The sequence below is a fragment of the Sphingomonas sp. GCM10030256 genome, from assembly GCF_042666415.1.
Taxonomy (GTDB): Bacteria; Pseudomonadota; Alphaproteobacteria; order Sphingomonadales; family Sphingomonadaceae; genus Sphingomicrobium.
In genome coordinates, this window is sequence record NZ_JBHTDI010000001.1 from 235,392 (window position 1) to 251,235 (window position 15,844).

Sequence of the window (15,844 nt, forward strand, 5' to 3'; positions counted from 1 at the left end):
CGCGCTGCGCTTTACTGACACGCCAGGCATTCGTCGTAGTCCGTGGTGGCCAGTTCGTATTTGGGTGCTTCGGCGGTGTTGTCCGCTTCCACCCCGCCCGCGAAGCCGGCGCGCTGCACCGACTTGCTGCGGAGGTAATAGAGCGACTTGATGCCCAGCTCCCACGCGCGGAAGTGGAGCATCATCAGGTCCCACTTGTCGACGTCGGCCGGAATGAACAGGTTCAGCGACTGTGCCTGATCGATGTAGGGCGTGCGGTCGGCGCTGAGTTCGAGCAGCCAGCGCTGGTCGATCTCAAAGCTGGTCTTGAACGTGTCCTTTTCCTCCTGGGTGAGGAAGTCGAGGTGCTGCACGCTGCCGCCCTGCTCCAGGATCGAGTTCCAGACGTTGGCGCTGTCCTTGCTCTTCTCCGCCAGCAGCTTTTCAAGGTGCGGGTTCTTGATCGACCAGCTGCCCGACAGCGTCTTGTGGGTGTAGACGTTGGCCGGGATCGGCTCGATGCAGGCGCTGGTGCCGCCGCAGATGATCGAAATGGACGCGGTTGGCGCGATCGCCATCTTGCAGGAGAAGCGCTCCATCACGCCCATGTCCTGCGCGTCGGGGCAGGCCCCGCGCTCCTGCGCGAGCATCATGCTCGCCTGATCGACCTGCGCCTTGATGTGCTTGAAGATCCTGAGATTCCAGGACTTTGCCATCGCGCCTTCGAAGGGCAGGCCGCGGGCCTGGAGGAAGGAGTGGAAGCCCATCACGCCAAGGCCGACCGAGCGTTCGCGCTCCGCGCTATATTTGGCGCGGGCCATCTCGTCGGGCGCGCGGGCGATGTAGTCGGACAGCACATTGTCGAGGAAGCGCATCACATCCTCGATGAAGCGCTTGTCGCCGTTCCATTCGTCCCAGGTTTCCAGGTTCAGCGACGACAGGCAGCAGACCGCGGTGCGATCAGCACCGAGGTGATCCTTGCCGGTCGGAAGCGTGATTTCGGAGCACAGGTTGGACGTGGTGACCTTGAGGCCGAGATCGCGGTGGTGCTTGGGCATCGACCGGTTCACCTGGTCGATGAAGATGATGTAGGGCTCGCCGGTCGCAAGGCGGGTCTCGACCAGCTTCTGGAACAGCGAGCGGGCATCGACCGAGCCGCGCACCTCGCCGGTCTTCGGGCTCTTGAGCTCGAACTCGGCGCCCTCGCGGACCGCTTCCATGAAGGCGTCGGTAACCAGCACGCCGTGGTGGAGATTCAATGCCTTCCGGTTGAAATCGCCGGACGGCTTGCGGATTTCGAGGAACTCCTCGATCTCCGGGTGGGAGATGTCGAGGTAGCAGGCCGCCGAGCCGCGGCGCAGCGAGCCCTGGCTGATCGCCAGCGTCAGCGAGTCCATCACCCGGACGAAGGGAATGATGCCGCTGGTCTTGCCGTTGAGGCCGACCGGCTCGCCGATGCCGCGAACGTTGCCCCAATAGGTGCCGATGCCCCCGCCTTTGGAGGCGAGCCAGACATTCTCGTTCCAGGTGTCGACGATGCCGTTCAGGCTGTCGGACACGCTGTTGAGGTAGCAGCTGATCGGAAGGCCGCGGCCGGTGCCGCCATTGGACAGGACCGGGGTCGCGGGCATGAACCACAGCCGGGAGATATAGTCGTAGATGCGCTGGGCATGCTCCGCATCGTCCGAGTAAGCTGCGGCGACGCGGGCGAACAGGTCCTGGTAGGATTCGCCAGGAAGCAGGTAGCGGTCCTTCAGCGTGTCCTTGCCAAAGTCGGTCAGGAGAGAATCGCGGCTGGGGTCGGTAGCGACCGGAAAGCGCCGCGAGTCGATCGACTTGCTGCCGCCCGCATCGTTCGCCGTCACGTCGTCGCTGCTGACGCTGCTGCTGCTCGAGAAGTCCATGTTCGCTCTCCCTGCAGCGACTCGCTGGCCGCTGTTCACTCTTCGTTCCTACCAGATTGCGGTCGGTGCCGCATCCGGACAAGGCGAAATCGGGAGGGTTTGGCGCTTGTCCCCGCTATTCACAGGGACGCGTCTCCTCTCCGCCAGAGATATAGTTATCCCCAGCGCCAACCACAATGTTGTGCGTTGGTCCCCCCGATCCGCTACCAGATGTTGTGCTTTGAAGCGCAGGCGGACGCAAGCCGGTAAATTATCGGCAACCGACTTTTTTGTGGATTGACGTGGCCACGAAAGCGCATCGGGGTCAGCGCCGGGAATAAAGCCCGATCATATCGGCCCGAGCGGCGTCCACCGCGGCGTCGGCCTTGCGCCGCGCCGCAGCATGGGAGAGGCCCTGGGCCCGTCCGAGCGCAGCAGAGCGACGACGAAGCTCCGCCTCCTCGGCCCCGCACAGGCGGTGGAGCCATTCGCCGAACCGGCCTGCCGCAAGTCCCTCCGAACGGGCCGCGCGCACCGCCCCGAAGGCACAGCCGAAATAGGCATCCATGCTCGTCATCTGTGCGTCACTGGCCGTGCGCCTGGCGGGCCGATCGATCGCAGTGGCGGCGAGAAGCAATGGAGCCAGCAGGAGGGTCATCGGCGGCGTTCCCCCACGTCAGCCTCGCCCTTGTGGCGGGTCGGGCGAAGCAAGGAAAGTGATCGCCGAAACGCCTGTTCCTCGGACTGGCGGAAGGCGCTTCGGCCGCGTGGCGGGTCAGCGGCGAGGCCGGTGACGAAATAGGCGACTCCGGTGCGCTGGACGCGGTCGATCCAGAGGCCGGAACGAAGGCCATAGGCTTCGCCGGCATGTCCCACCCGCGGGGTGCCGTCCCCTGCGCCGTCGTCGCTGCAGCCCTGCCCTCCGATCCCGATCTGCTGGCTCGCGAGACCATAGCTGCAATAGAAGCCGTCATCGGTGGCACCGTTGCTTCCGTTGAAGCGCCACTGTGGACGAAGCAGTTCCTCCACAGAGGCCCGGGAGAGGATTCGTGCGCCATCGAGTGTGCCCCCATTCAGCAGCATCCGCCCAATTCTCGCCAGGCCACGCGCGGAAATCCGCAGGCCACCCTGCGGCGAAAACAGCGCTCCATTCTCCCCTGCCACCCAGCGGGACAGGTCGCAGGGCTGGCCTTCGCGGACGAACACCGGGCAATCGGGACGGCGGCTGCGAAGATCGTCGCGGATGGGCTTGCCGTCCTGGGTCAGCACCACCGCCCGGGCAATCGCGGCGTCGCTGCAGGTCGGCCAGTTGAAGCAGCCGTCGATCTTCAGCGGGTCGAGCACCTGGCGCCGGATCCAGCGGTCGAACCGCTCGCCCGTGGCGCGCTCCATGACGGAGCCGACGACCGCGAAGTTGAGGTTGGAATAAGTGAAATAGCCGCTGGCGGGCGGGTGGGCCGGGTCCCAGCTGTGCGGCGAACGCAGCACGGCCTCCAGCCGCTCACCCAAGGGGATAGCATATTGGTCGTCATGGTCTCGCAGCCCGCTGGTGTGGCTGAGCAGCATCCGCAGGGTGACGGGTGGTCTGCGGCGGCCGGGCGGCTTCACCGTGTAGCCCAGCATGTCGGACACGTCGGCATCGAGGTCGAGCCGGCCGAGTTCGACCAGCTTCATCACCCCGATCGCCACCACCAGCTTGCTGACCGAGGCGATCCGCACAGGATCGTCGGGCGTGACCGCTCGCCCGGCCCCGGGATCGGCCAGCCCGTCGGCGAAGCTGCCGCGCTCCCCCGCCGTATCGAAGGCGACGCCGACCTCCACCCCTTCACGTTCGTTGCGCATTGGCAGACCCATGCAGCTTGCTGTGGCGACGGCGGCCAGAAGCGGCAGAACGATCCTCAACACCAGCCGACTTTGAAGCCGACGTAGCGGCGGGCAAGGCCGCTGGCGCGCATGTCCTCGGCGATCGATTGAATGGTCCCGCCGGGCCGATCGCGGGTCAGCGTGCGCAGGTCGCGGCCATAGCGGTCCTGCATGTCGCCGACCCGGCCCGTCATCGTGAAGGCACCCTGGTTGAGCAGCGCCTGAAGCTTGCGCGTGGACCGTTCGGCCAGCGCGATTTCGCTGGCGCACTGGCCCTTCACCTCCGGCGCGTCGATGCCGATGATCCGAACCTTGCGGGCGCCGAGTTTAAAGGTGTCACCGTCGATTACGCAGGCGTCGCCGCGGCCGCGACCGCAGCGGGTGAAGGTGGCGGAGACGCGTTCCGGGTCGCTCGCCAGCGGCCCGAGCGGCTCCACCAGCGCCGGATCGAACGCCGGCCACAGCGTCAGCAGGATCGCAAGCAGCGCGAACGGCCGCAGCCCGGACAACAGCCGGCCAATGCCGCCGCGCCGCCGCGCCTGACTCCACCCGCTACGCCGCGGCCGGTAACGACGTCGCCGAAATGGAACAGCCCTCCCCATTGCCACGGAGCTTAGCGAAGGGCGTCGGCCCCGACCAGCGGTGGCGCCCATCCCTTGAACACGGACGAGGCCGCTCTTATTAAGCGGGAGCGGACCGGGCCCCTCTGGCTCGCCGAAGCTGCAAGCAGCGAAGGCGAGTGATGTCGGACCGCATCGGAGACTTCCGATGTGTTTGGCCCGGCGCGACTGCCCCACCGCCACCCAACCGTCGGCTCTCCGATCGCTTCATCGATCAAGAGGAGACCGAGACCATGCACCCGCGACTCTATCGCCTGACCGAAGCCCACCAGCGGATCGACCGTGCGCTGCGCGACGAACGCGGGCGCTCGCTGCCCGACCCGCTGCGGCTGACCCGGCTGCAGGAATTGCGGTTGCGGGTGAAGCAGCTGATCGGACGGTTCGCGCGGCGGACGGCCTGGGCCTGACTCCAGTCGGACCAGAAGTCCGTTCGTCCCGAGCCTAGTCGAGGGACGCTCGACTGTTTTGCTCGGGACAGCGGACCTTGTGTTTTCGGTTCATAAGGGCTCCAAATCATGGAATTCCTCTTCACCGACTGGCTCGGAACGCCCGTCTGGTTCTGGCTGTCCTTCATCGGGCTGGTGGTCGCGCTGACCGCGTTCGACCTCGGCGTCCTCCACAAGGAGGACCGGGAGATGGGGATCAGCGAAAGCCTGAAGCTCAGCGCCTTCTACATCAGCATTGCATTGGCGTTCGGCGTCTGGGTGTGGATCGCCAAGGGTGCCGACCTCGGCATGAAATATTACACGGGCTTCTTCATCGAAAAAGCGCTGTCGATCGACAACGTCTTCGTGATCAGCCTGATCTTCACCTATTTCGCAATTCCCCGGATGTACCAGTATCGCGCGCTCTTGTGGGGCATCATCGCGGTGATCGTGCTGCGCGGCATCATGATCGGCTTCGGCGCGGCCGTGGTGCAGCAATGGTATTGGGTGCTGTACATCTTCGCGGCATTCCTGGTCTTCACCGGCATCAAGATGCTGTTCGCCGGCGACAAGCCGATGGACATCGAAGGCAATCCGGTGGTCCGCTGGATCAGCAGCCACATGCGGGTCACCAAGGACCTGCACGCCCAGCACTTCTTCGTGAAGGTGCCCGACGAGAAGACCGGCAAGTTGGTGCGCGCGGCGACGCCGCTGTTCCTCGCGCTGGTGGTGATCAACCTCGCCGACCTGGTGTTCGCGGTGGACAGCGTGCCGGCGATCTTCGCCATCACCACCGACACGTTCATCGTCTACACATCGAACATCATGGCGATCCTGGGCCTGCGCGCGCTTTATTTCGCGCTGGCGGCCATGGTGCACCGCTTCCACTATCTGAAGTATGCGCTGGCGCTGGTGCTGGTGTTCATCGGCGCGAAGATCTTCGTGTCCGACTTCCTGATGGGCGGCGACAAGTTCCCGCCGGTGCTGAGCCTTGGGGTTACGGCGGCGCTGATTGCGACGGGGATCGGCTACTCGCTGTGGAAGACCAAGGGCGAGCCGGAGCCCGGCTGGCCGGTCGAGGAAGGCGCCGAGGACGTCAGGCGCGACCTCGACGAACTGAGCGGCGGCAAGGCAGTGTGAGCTTCGTCAGCGCGAGGGTAGTGAAGCAATCCGGTGGCTGCGCTGGACGAGCGTGATGTAGCCGATCACCGCTCCGCCACCTTAGGGGAGCATTCGCCGATCCGGCGGCCGGTCAATTCGCGCTTCAGGCGATAGTCGCCGCTTCCTGTGAAGAAGCTGGTGCTGGTCACGCTGGCGGTCAGGCTGTCGGCGGTGAACTTGCCGTTGATCTCGCCCACCACCTTGCCCTGCCCGGCGGTGCAATCGAGCTGCAGGTTCATGCGCCCGTTCCGCACGTACGGGTTCCTCGCCGCGCACTGCTGGCCGGCGACCGCGAACAGTTCGGCCGGCAGCACACCGTCGGCTTCGACGCAGGCGCTCGCCGTGGCGGTGTCGCCAACCTTGGCCTGCACCGCCGGCACCGTCTTGTCGGTGGAGGTCAGCTCCGCGACCTTGGCCGTGACCTCCCACTGTCCCGCGGCAAGCTTTGCCGGAGAGGCGGCGGGTGGGGGCGGCGGAGCTTCGCTCGAGCAGGCCGCCAGGCTCATCAAGGCTGCAACCGTCACCACTGCACGCATGTTCATCTCCCCCGTCTGACTTTCGCTGGAGCTTACCGGCTGCGCCCGCTTTGGCAATCGCGTTGCCGGCTGTGGTCCGGGCAACCATATAGGGCGCAATGGCAATTCAGATCCGCACGTCCCTCGCCGAACCGGACACCGGCGAGGCGTTCGTTCCCCATCGTCCTGTTCGCCCCGAAAAGGCCGAGGGCGGGCGCGCCTTCGTGCTCAAGTCGGACTATGAGCCCGCCGGGGACCAGCCGGCCGCGATCAAGGAGCTGACCGAGCAGGCGCTGGACGGCGAGAAGAGCCAGGTGCTGCTGGGAGTCACCGGGTCGGGCAAGACCTTCACCATGGCCAAGGTGATCGAAACGCTGCAGCGGCCGGCGCTGGTGCTGGCACCGAACAAGATTCTCGCGGCCCAGCTTTACGGCGAGTTCAAGAGCTTCTTCCCCGACAATGCAGTCGAATATTTCGTCAGCTACTACGATTACTATCAGCCGGAAGCCTACGTCCCCCGCACGGATACATACATCGAGAAGGAAAGCTCGGTGAACGAGGCGATCGACCGGATGCGCCACTCGGCGACCCGCTCGCTGCTGGAGCGGGACGACGTGATCATCGTCGCCTCCGTCTCCTGCCTGTACGGCATCGGCTCGGTCGAGACCTACTCCGCGATGGTCTTCTCGATGAAGAAGGGCGCAAACGAGGACCAGCGCGAGATCATCCGCAAGCTGGTTGCGCTCCAGTACAAGCGGAACGACCAGGCGTTCGCCCGCGGTAACTTCCGGGTGAAGGGGGACAATCTGGAGATCTTCCCCTCGCATTATGAGGATACCGCCTGGCGCGTGTCCTTCTTCGGCGACGAGATCGAGGACATCGTCGAATTCGACCCCCTCACCGGCAAGAAGATCGCCAGCCTCGACAGCGTCAAAGTCTATGCCAATTCGCACTACGTCACGCCCGGGCCGACCCTGAAGCAGGCGATGGAAGCGATCCGGCACGAGCTTGCCGAGCGGCTGAAGGAGCTGGTTGCCGAGGGCAAGCTGCTGGAAGCCCAGCGGATCGAGCAGCGGACCAACTTCGACCTGGAGATGATTGCCGCCACCGGATCGTGTGCAGGAATCGAAAATTACTCGCGCTTCCTGACCGGGCGGCTGCCCGGCGAGCCGCCGCCGACCCTGTTCGAGTATCTGCCCGACAACGCGCTGCTATTCGTCGACGAAAGCCACCAGACGGTGCCGCAAATCGGCGCCATGGCGCGCGGCGACCACCGGCGGAAGATCACGCTGGCCGAATATGGCTTCCGCCTGCCGAGTTGCATCGACAACCGTCCGCTGCGCTTCAACGAGTGGGAGGCGATGCGGCCGCAGTCGGTGTTCGTCTCGGCGACGCCCGGCCCGTGGGAGATGAACGAGACCGGCGGCGTGTTCAGCGAGCAGGTGATCCGTCCGACCGGGCTGATCGACCCGCCGGTCGAGATCAAGCCGGTCGAGGACCAGGTCGACGATCTGGTGCACGAGGCGAAGAAGACGGCGCAGGCGGGCTATCGCACGCTGGTGACGACGCTGACCAAGCGGATGGCCGAGGATCTCACCGAATATCTGCACGAAGCCGGGCTCAAGGTCCGCTACATGCACTCCGACGTGGAAACGCTGGAGCGCATCGAGCTGATCCGCGACCTGCGCCTCGGCGTCTACGACGTGCTGGTCGGAATCAACCTGCTGCGCGAGGGCCTCGACATCCCCGAATGCGGGCTGGTCGCCATCCTCGATGCGGACAAGGAAGGCTTCCTCCGCTCGGAAACCTCACTGATCCAGACCATCGGCCGCGCCGCCCGCAACGTCGAGGGCAAGGTCATCCTCTACGCCGACCGGGTGACCGGATCGATGGAGCGCGCGCTCAACGAGACCAGCCGCCGGCGGGAGAAGCAGGAGGAGTATAACCGCCTGCACGGCATCACCCCCCAGACCATCAAGCGCAATATCAGCGACATCATCGCCCATGTCTCGACCCGCGACGGGGTGGTGATCGACACCGGTGACGACGAACGACCGCACCTCGTTGGCCACAACCTGCGCGCCTACATCAGCGACCTGGAGGAGCGGATGCGCAAGGCCGCGGCCGACCTCGAGTTCGAGGAGGCCGCCCGCCTCCGCGACGAAATCCGCAAGCTTGAAGAGGATGAGCTCGGCATCCCCGACCACGACCGCGCCGCGCCGCGGGTGGGGCATTCGACCGAGGGCAAGCCTGGCACGCGCAAGACCCGCTTCGGCAAGCAGCAGCAGGTGCGGATGGGCAAGCGCGCGCGGCGGTGAGCCAGGCGGCCTGACGCGTTCAGGTCCGCGAAATCCGCGCGATAGCAGGGCGTTCGGCTCATCCAGGAACAACAGGAGCGCGCTACCCGTTGGCGGCGCGATGTCTATGCTCAAACGACTTAGCTTGGTGTTCGGCGCTGCCACCCTTTTGGTCGCGACCCCTGGTGCGGCGCAGGTGCAGCCGCGTGGCGACGAGCCGGTCGCCGTGCCGCGGACGATCAAGCAGGGGATCGACTTCGTTTATGTCGATCCGCAGATGAGCACGGTCGCGCGCAAGAAGCAGCGGCCGCAGAACTGGCTTTCCCGCATCTTCAACCCGGCCGCGTCGCGGCGCAATCAGCCCAACCCGATGTTTCTCGACCTCGCTCGCGGGTTGCAGCAGTATCAGGCGACGTGGGGGCGGCTACCCCAAACCAAGATCCCGGCCGGACCAGCCCTGAAGCCCGGCTCCACCGGCAAACGCGTCGCGGCCTTGCGACAGCGGCTCGGTCTCTCTGCGGCGGGCGGCTACGATCAGCAGGTCGCGCAGCTTGTTTCCAGCTATCAGCAGGTTCACGGCCTCGGAAAGCCGGACGGCGTGGCCGGCCGGGGGACCATCTCATCGCTGAACCTCGGCTCCAGCCACTATGCGCGGCGCATCGCCATCAACATGGAGCGGGCGTGGCGCCTGCCGACCACCGGCACCTTCGACCGCTATGTCGTGGTGGATAGCGGGTCGGCCCAGACCTACCTGTTTAACCGCGACCGGGTGGCCGATGGCATGCGGGTGATCGTCGGCGCGCCGGAAACCAAGACTCCGATGATGGCGGTGCTGATGCGCGATGCGCTGGCCAACCCTTATTGGAACGTGCCGCCGGAGCTGGTCCGCTCGCTGACTGCCAAGAAGGTCAAGGAGCAGGGCCTCTCCTACTTCAATAATTTCCACTATGAAGTTCTGAGGGACTGGGGCCCCAATGCTCCGGTGGTCGATCCCAAGACGATCAACTGGAAAGCCGTTGCCTCGAGCAAGAAAGTGCCGACGATGCGGGTCCGGCAGAAGCCGGGACCGTGGAACAGCATGGGCGAGATGAAGTTCGAGATGCCCAATGATTTTGGCATCTACCTTCATGACACGCCGCTGAAGGAGAAATTCGCCCTTTCCGACCGCTGGATCAGCAACGGCTGTGTCCGCCTAGAGGATTACCGCCGCTTCGCCTCCTGGGTGTTCCCGCGAGGATTGCCGGCAAGCTCCGCGGCCGAGCAAAGGATCGAGCTGCCCCGGCCGGTGCCGATCTACATGACTTACCTGACGGTGGCGCCGAGCAACAATGGCGTGGTGTTCCGCGGCGATCCCTATGGCTTCGACGCGCTTGCCATGCCGCAAATGTTCGGTTCGGCGCAGATCGCCTCGGGCAACGACGCCGAGCGTCCGGCGATGAACTCCGCCGCTTAGTCGAACCCCGCGCTTTCCGCCTTGCCTCCTGCGCGCTCGCCGTCATGATCGGCGCGAGTTTGCGGGAGGTTGCATGACGAGTTGGTGGAGTTCGATAGCGGCGGCTGCGGTTCTGGCGGGGGCGCTTCCGGCGCAGGCGCAGGACAAGGCGGGCGGCGATAAGAAGGAAGTCCCCGCTCCGTCGGAAGTCACGCCGCAAATCGTAACCACCCGGCACCAGGGCAGTTTCGGCGGGCAGCGGGTGCGCTATTCGGCGACTATCGGTGAGACGATCATCAAGGGCGAGGACGGCACGCCCAAGGCGGCGATCGTCACCACGGCCTACGTCAAGGAACCGCGTGACCCATCGCGGCCGGTGTTCTTCCTGTTCAACGGCGGGCCGGGCTCCGGCTCGGTGTGGCTGCAGATGGGCGCCTTCGGGCCCAAGCGCGTCGCCATCCCGTCTGACGGCCGCGACGACGGCGCCCCACCCTACCCACTGCTCGACAATCCGGACAGCCTGCTCGATGTCACCGACCTGGTGTTCATCGATCCGCCGGGGACCGGTTTCTCCCACCTGATCGGCAAGACCGAGCCAAAGGAGTTCTACGGGGTCACCGCGGACGCCAAGGCGGTCGCGGAGGTGATCCGCCGCTGGCTGGGTGACAATGGCCGCTGGGCCAGCCCCAAATATCTCGGCGGGGAAAGCTACGGCACGACCCGCTCGGCGGCGGTCGTCAATGAGTTGGAAGCCTCGACCTTCAACGATGTCGGACTGAACGGCATCATTCTCATCTCAACCGTGCTCGACTTCGCCGCCGGATCGGACGCGCAGGGCAACGAGCTGAGCTTCATCACCAATCTGCCGTCGATGGCCGCGACCGCGCTGTTCCACGGCAAGGCCAGCTCGACCTCCACCGAGCAGTTTGTCGCCGAAGCGCGGCAGTTCGCGCTGGGCCCCTACGCCGCCGCCTTGCTCAAGGGTCAGAATCTGCCCGCCGAGGAACGCGCCGCCATCCGGTCCCAACTGGCGCGGTTCACTGGCCTCAGCGAAGCCTATGTCGAGCGCGCCGACCTTCGGGTCACGCCGGACCGCTTCTACAAGGAGCTGCTGCGCGACCGTGGGCTGACGGTCGGGCGGCTCGACAGCCGCTACACCGGGCGGGATTACGACAGCGCCGGGGAGAGGCCCGACAACGATCCGAGCTTCTACGGCATCGACGCAGGCTATACCGCGGCGATCAATCAATGGTCGCGTGGGGCCCTGGGGTTCAAGTCCGACCGCGAGTATCAGTCGATTTCCGGGATCGGCAAGGACTGGGACTGGCGGATCGGCGGGCGGGACGAGAATGCCTACCTCAACGTCACGCCATATATCGGCAAGGCCTTGCGGGAGAACAGCGGCCTCAGGGTGTTCGTCGGCCAAGGCTATTATGACTTCGCCACACCCTTCTTCGCCGCGGAATATGCGCTTTCGCGGACCGGCATTCCGCAGGACCGGATCAGCTGGAGCTACTACAACGCCGGGCACATGATGTACGTCCGCGATGACGACCGGCGGAAGCTGTCGGCCGACGTTCGCGCCTTCATCCGGGCGCGTTAGGGAGCGGGCTGTCGCATCCTTTTGGAGCCCGCCGAGTCGCGGCGTTGCATCTTTGACAGGGGTCCCCACGTTCCAAGCCGATGAGCAAGAAGGACGACGTCGCGCCCCCGCCTCCGCGGGACGAGCGGAGCTGGACGCGCGTCGAGGACTATCTTGACCTTCAGCGGCTGTGGCGCCGCTCCACTGCCCGCCGCCGCCGCAGGCTGGAACCGCGGACCGAGCCGGAGAAGCCACGGTTCGCGCTCGGCCTGCTGCCCTTTCTGCTGCTGATGTCGGCGATGCTGGTGCTGGCCGTGCTGATCATCATCGCGGCGGTTCCCGGCAAGCCGCGTCCAGCAGGGCGGGACGCTCCGGCCGAAGTCGGCACCGCCCGCCCGGGTTGGCTCAACGACTGAACCCCCCGCCCTGCCGAGCGTTGGCAGGACATTCCACGGGAGACGGTTCATGAGCAGCATCGACGAAGTTCGCGAGCATATGGAAGTGATCGGTGCCGACGGTGTTCACCTGGGCACCGTCGACCGGGTCGAGGGCGGCCGCATCAAGCTGACGCGCAAGGACAGTGGCGTCGCCCATGAGGATCATCACCATTATATCCCCGGCGGGCTGATCGCCGGTGTGGAAGGCGACCAGGTGCGGCTGTCACCCAACGCCGACGTCGCCGCGAGCCTGTTCGAACAGGAAGAAGGCGGCGACCCGATCGGGTGACGCCTGCCACGTTCGTGCCGAGCGTAGTGGAGACACGCCCCTCGACTACGCTCTGGACGAGCGGAATGGTCCGCCGAGGCTGTCTCCTAAGCCGCCAGCTTACGCAGGACGTAGGGCAGGATTCCGCCGGCGTGGAAATATTCCAGCTCGTTGTAGGTATCGATCCTGCAGCGCGCGGTGATCGTGCGGCTGGTGCCATCGGCCGCGGTGACCGTCACCTCGACATCCTGACGCGGCTTGATCTCGCCAACGCCCGAGATGCTGAACGTCTCGGTGCCGTCGAGACCGAGTGACTGGGCGCTTTCGCCGTCGTGAAACTGGAGGGGGAGAACGCCCATGCCGACCAGGTTGGAGCGGTGGATGCGCTCGAAGCTATCTGCGATCACCGCCCGGACGCCGAGCAGGACCGTGCCCTTGGCCGCCCAGTCGCGCGACGAGCCGGTGCCATATTCCTTGCCGGCCAGCACTACCAGCGGGGTGCCCTCCGCCTTGTAGCGCATGGCCGCGTCATAGATCGGCAGCGTTTCGCCGGTGGGCGCATGGCGGGTCATGCCGCCCTCGACCCCGTCCAGCATCTTGTTGCGGATGCGAATGTTGGCGAAGGTGCCGCGCATCATGACTTCGTGGTTGCCGCGGCGGGCGCCGTAGCTGTTGAATTCGGCGCGGGGCACGCCCTGCTCGGTCAACCACTTGCCGGCCGGGCTGTCGGGCTTGATCGCGCCGGCCGGGGAGATGTGGTCGGTGGTGATGCTGTCCCCGAATACCGCCAGCGCGCGGGCACCGTCGATGTCCTCGATTGCCCGCGGGGTCATGGTCATGCCCTCGAAATAGGGCGGGTTGGCGATGTAGGTGGAGCCGGAGGGCCAGGCATAAGTGTCGCTGCGGGTGACATCGATCGAGCGCCAGCGCTCGTCGCCGCGGAACACGTCGGCGTAGCGGGCGCGGAACAGGTCGGAATGGACGTGGGCGTCGATCAGCGCGCGGACCTCCTCGTTGGTCGGCCAGATGTCCTTGAGGTACACAGGCTGGCCGTTGCGGGCGGTGCCGATCGGCTCGACCGTCATGTCCGAACGGACAGTGCCCTTCAGCGCATATGCGACCACCAGCGGCGGCGAGGCGAGGTAGTTGGCGCGGCAGTCGGGCGAGACGCGGCCTTCGAAGTTCCGGTTACCCGACAGCACGCTGACCGCGACGAGATCCTTGTCGTTGATCGCCTTGCTGATCGGCTCGGCCAGCGGGCCACTATTGCCGATGCAGGTAGTGCAGCCATAGCCAACCAGGTCGAAGCCGATGGCGTTGAGGTCTTCGCTGAGGCCGGCGCGGTCGAGATAGTCGGTGACCACCTGGCTCCCGGGCGCCAGCGACGTCTTGACCCACGGCTTGCTGTCGAGGCCGAGCGCGCGCGCCTTGCGGGCGACCAGGCCGGCGGCGACCAGCACCGAGGGGTTGGACGTGTTGGTGCAGCTGGTGATGGCGGCGATTACCACGTCGCCGTTGCCGAGGTCGAAATCCTCGCCCTCGACCGGCACCCGCGGGTCGTTCGACTTGCGATAGGTGCATTCCAGCTCGTCGTTGAACTCGTCGTCGACGTCCTTGAGCAGCACCCGATCCTGCGGCCGCTTGGGGCCGGCAAGGCTCGGCTGAACGCTGCTCATGTCGAGCTGCAGCGTGTCAGTGAACAAAGGCTCAGGGGCCGAGGCGTCGCGCCACATGCCCTGCGCCTGGGCATAGGCCTTGACGAGCGCGATCCGATCCTCCTCGCGGCCGGTGAGGCGGAGATAGTCGAGCGTGCGCTCGTCGATCGGGAAGAAGCCGCACGTCGCGCCATATTCCGGCGCCATGTTAGCAATGGTCGCGCGGTCCGCCAGCGTCATCGCATCGAGGCCCGGGCCGTAGAATTCGACAAAGCGGCCGACCACGCCCTTGGCGCGGAGCATCTGGGTGACGGTCAGCACCAGGTCGGTCGCGGTGATGCCTTCCTTGAGCTGCCCGTCGAGGCGGAAGCCGACCACTTCGGGGATGAGCATGGAGACCGGCTGGCCGAGCATCGCCGCCTCGGCCTCGATCCCGCCGACACCCCAGCCGAGTACGCCAAGGCCATTGACCATGGTGGTGTGGCTGTCGGTGCCGACGAGGGTGTCCGGGTAAGCGATCGTCTCGCCGGTCTGGTCCTCGCTGGTCCAGACCGTCTGGGCGAGGTTCTCAAGGTTGACTTGGTGGCAGATGCCGGTGCCCGGCGGCACGACCTTGAAATTGTCGAACGCCTGGCTGCCCCACTTGAGGAACTCGTAGCGTTCGGCATTGCGCGCATATTCCAGCGCGACGTTGTCCTCGAACGCCTTTGGCGTGCCGAATTCGTCAACCATCACCGAATGGTCGATGACCAGGTGCACCGGGACCAGCGGATTGATCTTCTGCGCGTCGCCGCCAAGGCTCTTCATCGCGTCGCGCATGGCGGCCAAGTCGACCACCGCCGGAACGCCGGTGAAATCCTGCATCAGCACCCGCGCCGGGCGGTACTGGATTTCCCGCGCGATCCGCCGCTCCTTCTGCCAGTCGACCATCGCCTGGAGGTCTTCGCGGGTGACCGTCACCCCGTCCTCGAAGCGCAGCAGATTTTCCAGCAGGACCTTCATCGAGAAGGGCAGCCGGCTGATGTCGCCAAGTTCCGCGCCCGCTTTGTCGAGGCTGTAATAAGCGACGCGCTGGCCGCCCACCTCCAGGGTCGAGCGGGTCTTGAGGCTGTCCTGGCCGGTGGGGATCATGGCGCTTTCCTGATGCTGGCGGGTGGGGCGTGCGCGCGGCCCTTAGCAAGCATGAACCCCGCCCGCCAAGGGCCGGTTCCGGCGCCGGTCAGCGCGTGCCCACGGCGACCTTCTTGCGCTGCCTGGCCTCCTTGATGACCTCGGCCTCGGCTTCCTCCACCGCCTGCTTGGCCGCGGCGCGCTCGCGCGGGTTGCCGGCCTGCTCGCCCTTGGCCTCGATCGCTTCCTTCACCTGCTCCTTGAGCTGGGTGATATCCTCCTCGTCGAGCTCCTCGATGCCGGCCATCTCGTCACGAGCACCCTTCATGGCGACCAGCAGTTCGTCGAGCTTGGCATGCATCGCGACATCACGCCGGTGGGCTTCGGCCTCGCGGTCATACTGGCCGTTCAGGACCATCTGGGTCAGCGTGATCGCGAGGATCGATAGCGCCGCGGTCAGCAGGTCGGCATGGAAGCCGAACACGAACCACGCGATGCAGAAGAGGATCACGCCAATCTGCATTGCCGGGTGGGCGAACAGCTTGGACGTCAGGTCTGAAACCTGATCGCCAATTTGCACCAGCCTATGCTTGTCCTGCGCCATTACGCTCCCCTAA

General features: G+C 65.7%; 14 protein-coding genes. 7 read left to right on the forward strand and 7 right to left on the reverse strand.

The annotated features are described in order from the left end of the window. Positions 1 to 11 precede the first annotated feature (11 nt). The 4 genes from ACFQPG_RS01020 to ACFQPG_RS01035 form a co-directional block, all read right to left on the reverse strand. Positions 12 to 1,883 carry a ribonucleoside-diphosphate reductase subunit alpha gene (locus ACFQPG_RS01020; RefSeq protein WP_380809533.1) on the reverse strand — a complete coding sequence of 624 codons (1,872 nt, stop codon included), beginning with the start codon at positions 1,881 to 1,883 and terminating at the stop codon, positions 12 to 14. A 304-nt stretch (positions 1,884 to 2,187) separates the two neighbouring features. After that, the gene (locus ACFQPG_RS01025; RefSeq protein ID WP_380809535.1) at positions 2,188 to 2,520 is read right to left on the reverse strand and encodes a hypothetical protein; all 333 of its coding nucleotides are present in this window, start codon (positions 2,518 to 2,520) and stop codon (positions 2,188 to 2,190) included. Beyond that, on the reverse strand, positions 2,517 to 3,704 hold the full coding sequence (locus ACFQPG_RS01030; protein ID WP_380809536.1) for a serine hydrolase domain-containing protein: 1,188 nt from the start codon (positions 3,702 to 3,704) through the stop codon (positions 2,517 to 2,519). Before ACFQPG_RS01030 ends, ACFQPG_RS01025 begins: the two co-directional genes overlap by 4 nt. Positions 3,705 to 3,760: 56 nt before the next feature. After that, complete coding sequence (locus tag ACFQPG_RS01035; protein ID WP_380809538.1) at positions 3,761 to 4,234, reverse strand: thermonuclease family protein; 474 nt, start codon at positions 4,232 to 4,234, stop codon at positions 3,761 to 3,763. A gap of 344 nt (positions 4,235 to 4,578) precedes the next feature. Between ACFQPG_RS01035 and ACFQPG_RS01040 the strand changes: the two genes are divergently transcribed. Beyond that, on the forward strand, positions 4,579 to 4,752 hold the full coding sequence (locus ACFQPG_RS01040; RefSeq protein ID WP_380809539.1) for a hypothetical protein: 174 nt from the start codon (positions 4,579 to 4,581) through the stop codon (positions 4,750 to 4,752). A gap of 108 nt (positions 4,753 to 4,860) precedes the next feature. Continuing rightward, positions 4,861 to 5,910, forward strand: coding sequence for a TerC family protein (locus ACFQPG_RS01045; RefSeq protein ID WP_380809541.1), 1,050 nt, complete (start codon positions 4,861 to 4,863; stop codon positions 5,908 to 5,910). A 65-nt stretch (positions 5,911 to 5,975) separates the two neighbouring features. Here the strand turns inward: ACFQPG_RS01045 and ACFQPG_RS01050 are convergent, their stop codons facing one another. After that, the gene (locus ACFQPG_RS01050) at positions 5,976 to 6,467 is read right to left on the reverse strand and encodes a DUF3617 domain-containing protein (RefSeq protein WP_380809543.1); all 492 of its coding nucleotides are present in this window, start codon (positions 6,465 to 6,467) and stop codon (positions 5,976 to 5,978) included. Positions 6,468 to 6,565: 98 nt separating this feature from the next. On the opposite strand from ACFQPG_RS01050, the gene uvrB reads away from it, so the two are divergent. From uvrB to ACFQPG_RS01075, 5 genes are all read left to right on the forward strand, one after another. Then, the gene (gene uvrB / locus ACFQPG_RS01055; RefSeq protein WP_380809545.1) at positions 6,566 to 8,764 is read left to right on the forward strand and encodes an excinuclease ABC subunit UvrB; all 2,199 of its coding nucleotides are present in this window, start codon (positions 6,566 to 6,568) and stop codon (positions 8,762 to 8,764) included. Between the two features lie 106 nt (positions 8,765 to 8,870). Beyond that, the gene (locus tag ACFQPG_RS01060; protein ID WP_380809546.1) at positions 8,871 to 10,196 is read left to right on the forward strand and encodes a L,D-transpeptidase family protein; all 1,326 of its coding nucleotides are present in this window, start codon (positions 8,871 to 8,873) and stop codon (positions 10,194 to 10,196) included. Between the two features lie 73 nt (positions 10,197 to 10,269). Continuing rightward, positions 10,270 to 11,778 (forward strand): S10 family peptidase, encoded by a 1,509-nt coding sequence (locus tag ACFQPG_RS01065; protein WP_380809548.1) that lies wholly within the window; start codon positions 10,270 to 10,272, stop codon positions 11,776 to 11,778. 80 nt (positions 11,779 to 11,858) lie between these two features. Next, positions 11,859 to 12,173: a hypothetical protein gene (locus ACFQPG_RS01070; RefSeq protein WP_380809549.1), complete on the forward strand. Its 315-nt coding sequence runs from the start codon at positions 11,859 to 11,861 to the stop codon at positions 12,171 to 12,173. 49 nt (positions 12,174 to 12,222) lie between these two features. Next, positions 12,223 to 12,483 (forward strand): DUF2171 domain-containing protein, encoded by a 261-nt coding sequence (locus tag ACFQPG_RS01075; RefSeq protein ID WP_380809551.1) that lies wholly within the window; start codon positions 12,223 to 12,225, stop codon positions 12,481 to 12,483. An 86-nt stretch (positions 12,484 to 12,569) separates the two neighbouring features. On the opposite strand, the gene acnA is transcribed toward ACFQPG_RS01075, so the two are convergent. Beyond that, the gene (gene acnA / locus ACFQPG_RS01080) at positions 12,570 to 15,248 is read right to left on the reverse strand and encodes an aconitate hydratase AcnA (protein ID WP_380809553.1); all 2,679 of its coding nucleotides are present in this window, start codon (positions 15,246 to 15,248) and stop codon (positions 12,570 to 12,572) included. Between the two features lie 88 nt (positions 15,249 to 15,336). Further along, positions 15,337 to 15,831, reverse strand: coding sequence for a low affinity iron permease family protein (locus ACFQPG_RS01085; RefSeq protein ID WP_380809555.1), 495 nt, complete (start codon positions 15,829 to 15,831; stop codon positions 15,337 to 15,339). Between the last annotated feature and the right edge of the window lie 13 nt (positions 15,832 to 15,844).

What these genes read in the sequence shown, in the direction of transcription:
- acnA (WP_380809553.1), bottom strand. Translation starts at nt 15,248, where the DNA reads ATGATCCCCACCGGCCAGGACAGCCTCAAGACCCGCTCGACCCTGGAG.
- ACFQPG_RS01070 (WP_380809549.1), top strand. Translation starts at nt 11,859, where the DNA reads ATGAGCAAGAAGGACGACGTCGCGCCCCCGCCTCCGCGGGACGAGCGG.
- ACFQPG_RS01025 (WP_380809535.1), bottom strand. Translation starts at nt 2,520, where the DNA reads ATGACCCTCCTGCTGGCTCCATTGCTTCTCGCCGCCACTGCGATCGAT.
- ACFQPG_RS01040 (WP_380809539.1), top strand. Translation starts at nt 4,579, where the DNA reads ATGCACCCGCGACTCTATCGCCTGACCGAAGCCCACCAGCGGATCGAC.
- ACFQPG_RS01020 (WP_380809533.1), bottom strand. Translation starts at nt 1,883, where the DNA reads ATGGACTTCTCGAGCAGCAGCAGCGTCAGCAGCGACGACGTGACGGCG.
- ACFQPG_RS01065 (WP_380809548.1), top strand. Translation starts at nt 10,270, where the DNA reads ATGACGAGTTGGTGGAGTTCGATAGCGGCGGCTGCGGTTCTGGCGGGG.
- uvrB (WP_380809545.1), top strand. Translation starts at nt 6,566, where the DNA reads ATGGCAATTCAGATCCGCACGTCCCTCGCCGAACCGGACACCGGCGAG.
- ACFQPG_RS01075 (WP_380809551.1), top strand. Translation starts at nt 12,223, where the DNA reads ATGAGCAGCATCGACGAAGTTCGCGAGCATATGGAAGTGATCGGTGCC.
- ACFQPG_RS01085 (WP_380809555.1), bottom strand. Translation starts at nt 15,831, where the DNA reads ATGGCGCAGGACAAGCATAGGCTGGTGCAAATTGGCGATCAGGTTTCA.
- ACFQPG_RS01050 (WP_380809543.1), bottom strand. Translation starts at nt 6,467, where the DNA reads ATGCGTGCAGTGGTGACGGTTGCAGCCTTGATGAGCCTGGCGGCCTGC.
- ACFQPG_RS01030 (WP_380809536.1), bottom strand. Translation starts at nt 3,704, where the DNA reads ATGCGCAACGAACGTGAAGGGGTGGAGGTCGGCGTCGCCTTCGATACG.
- ACFQPG_RS01060 (WP_380809546.1), top strand. Translation starts at nt 8,871, where the DNA reads ATGCTCAAACGACTTAGCTTGGTGTTCGGCGCTGCCACCCTTTTGGTC.
- ACFQPG_RS01045 (WP_380809541.1), top strand. Translation starts at nt 4,861, where the DNA reads ATGGAATTCCTCTTCACCGACTGGCTCGGAACGCCCGTCTGGTTCTGG.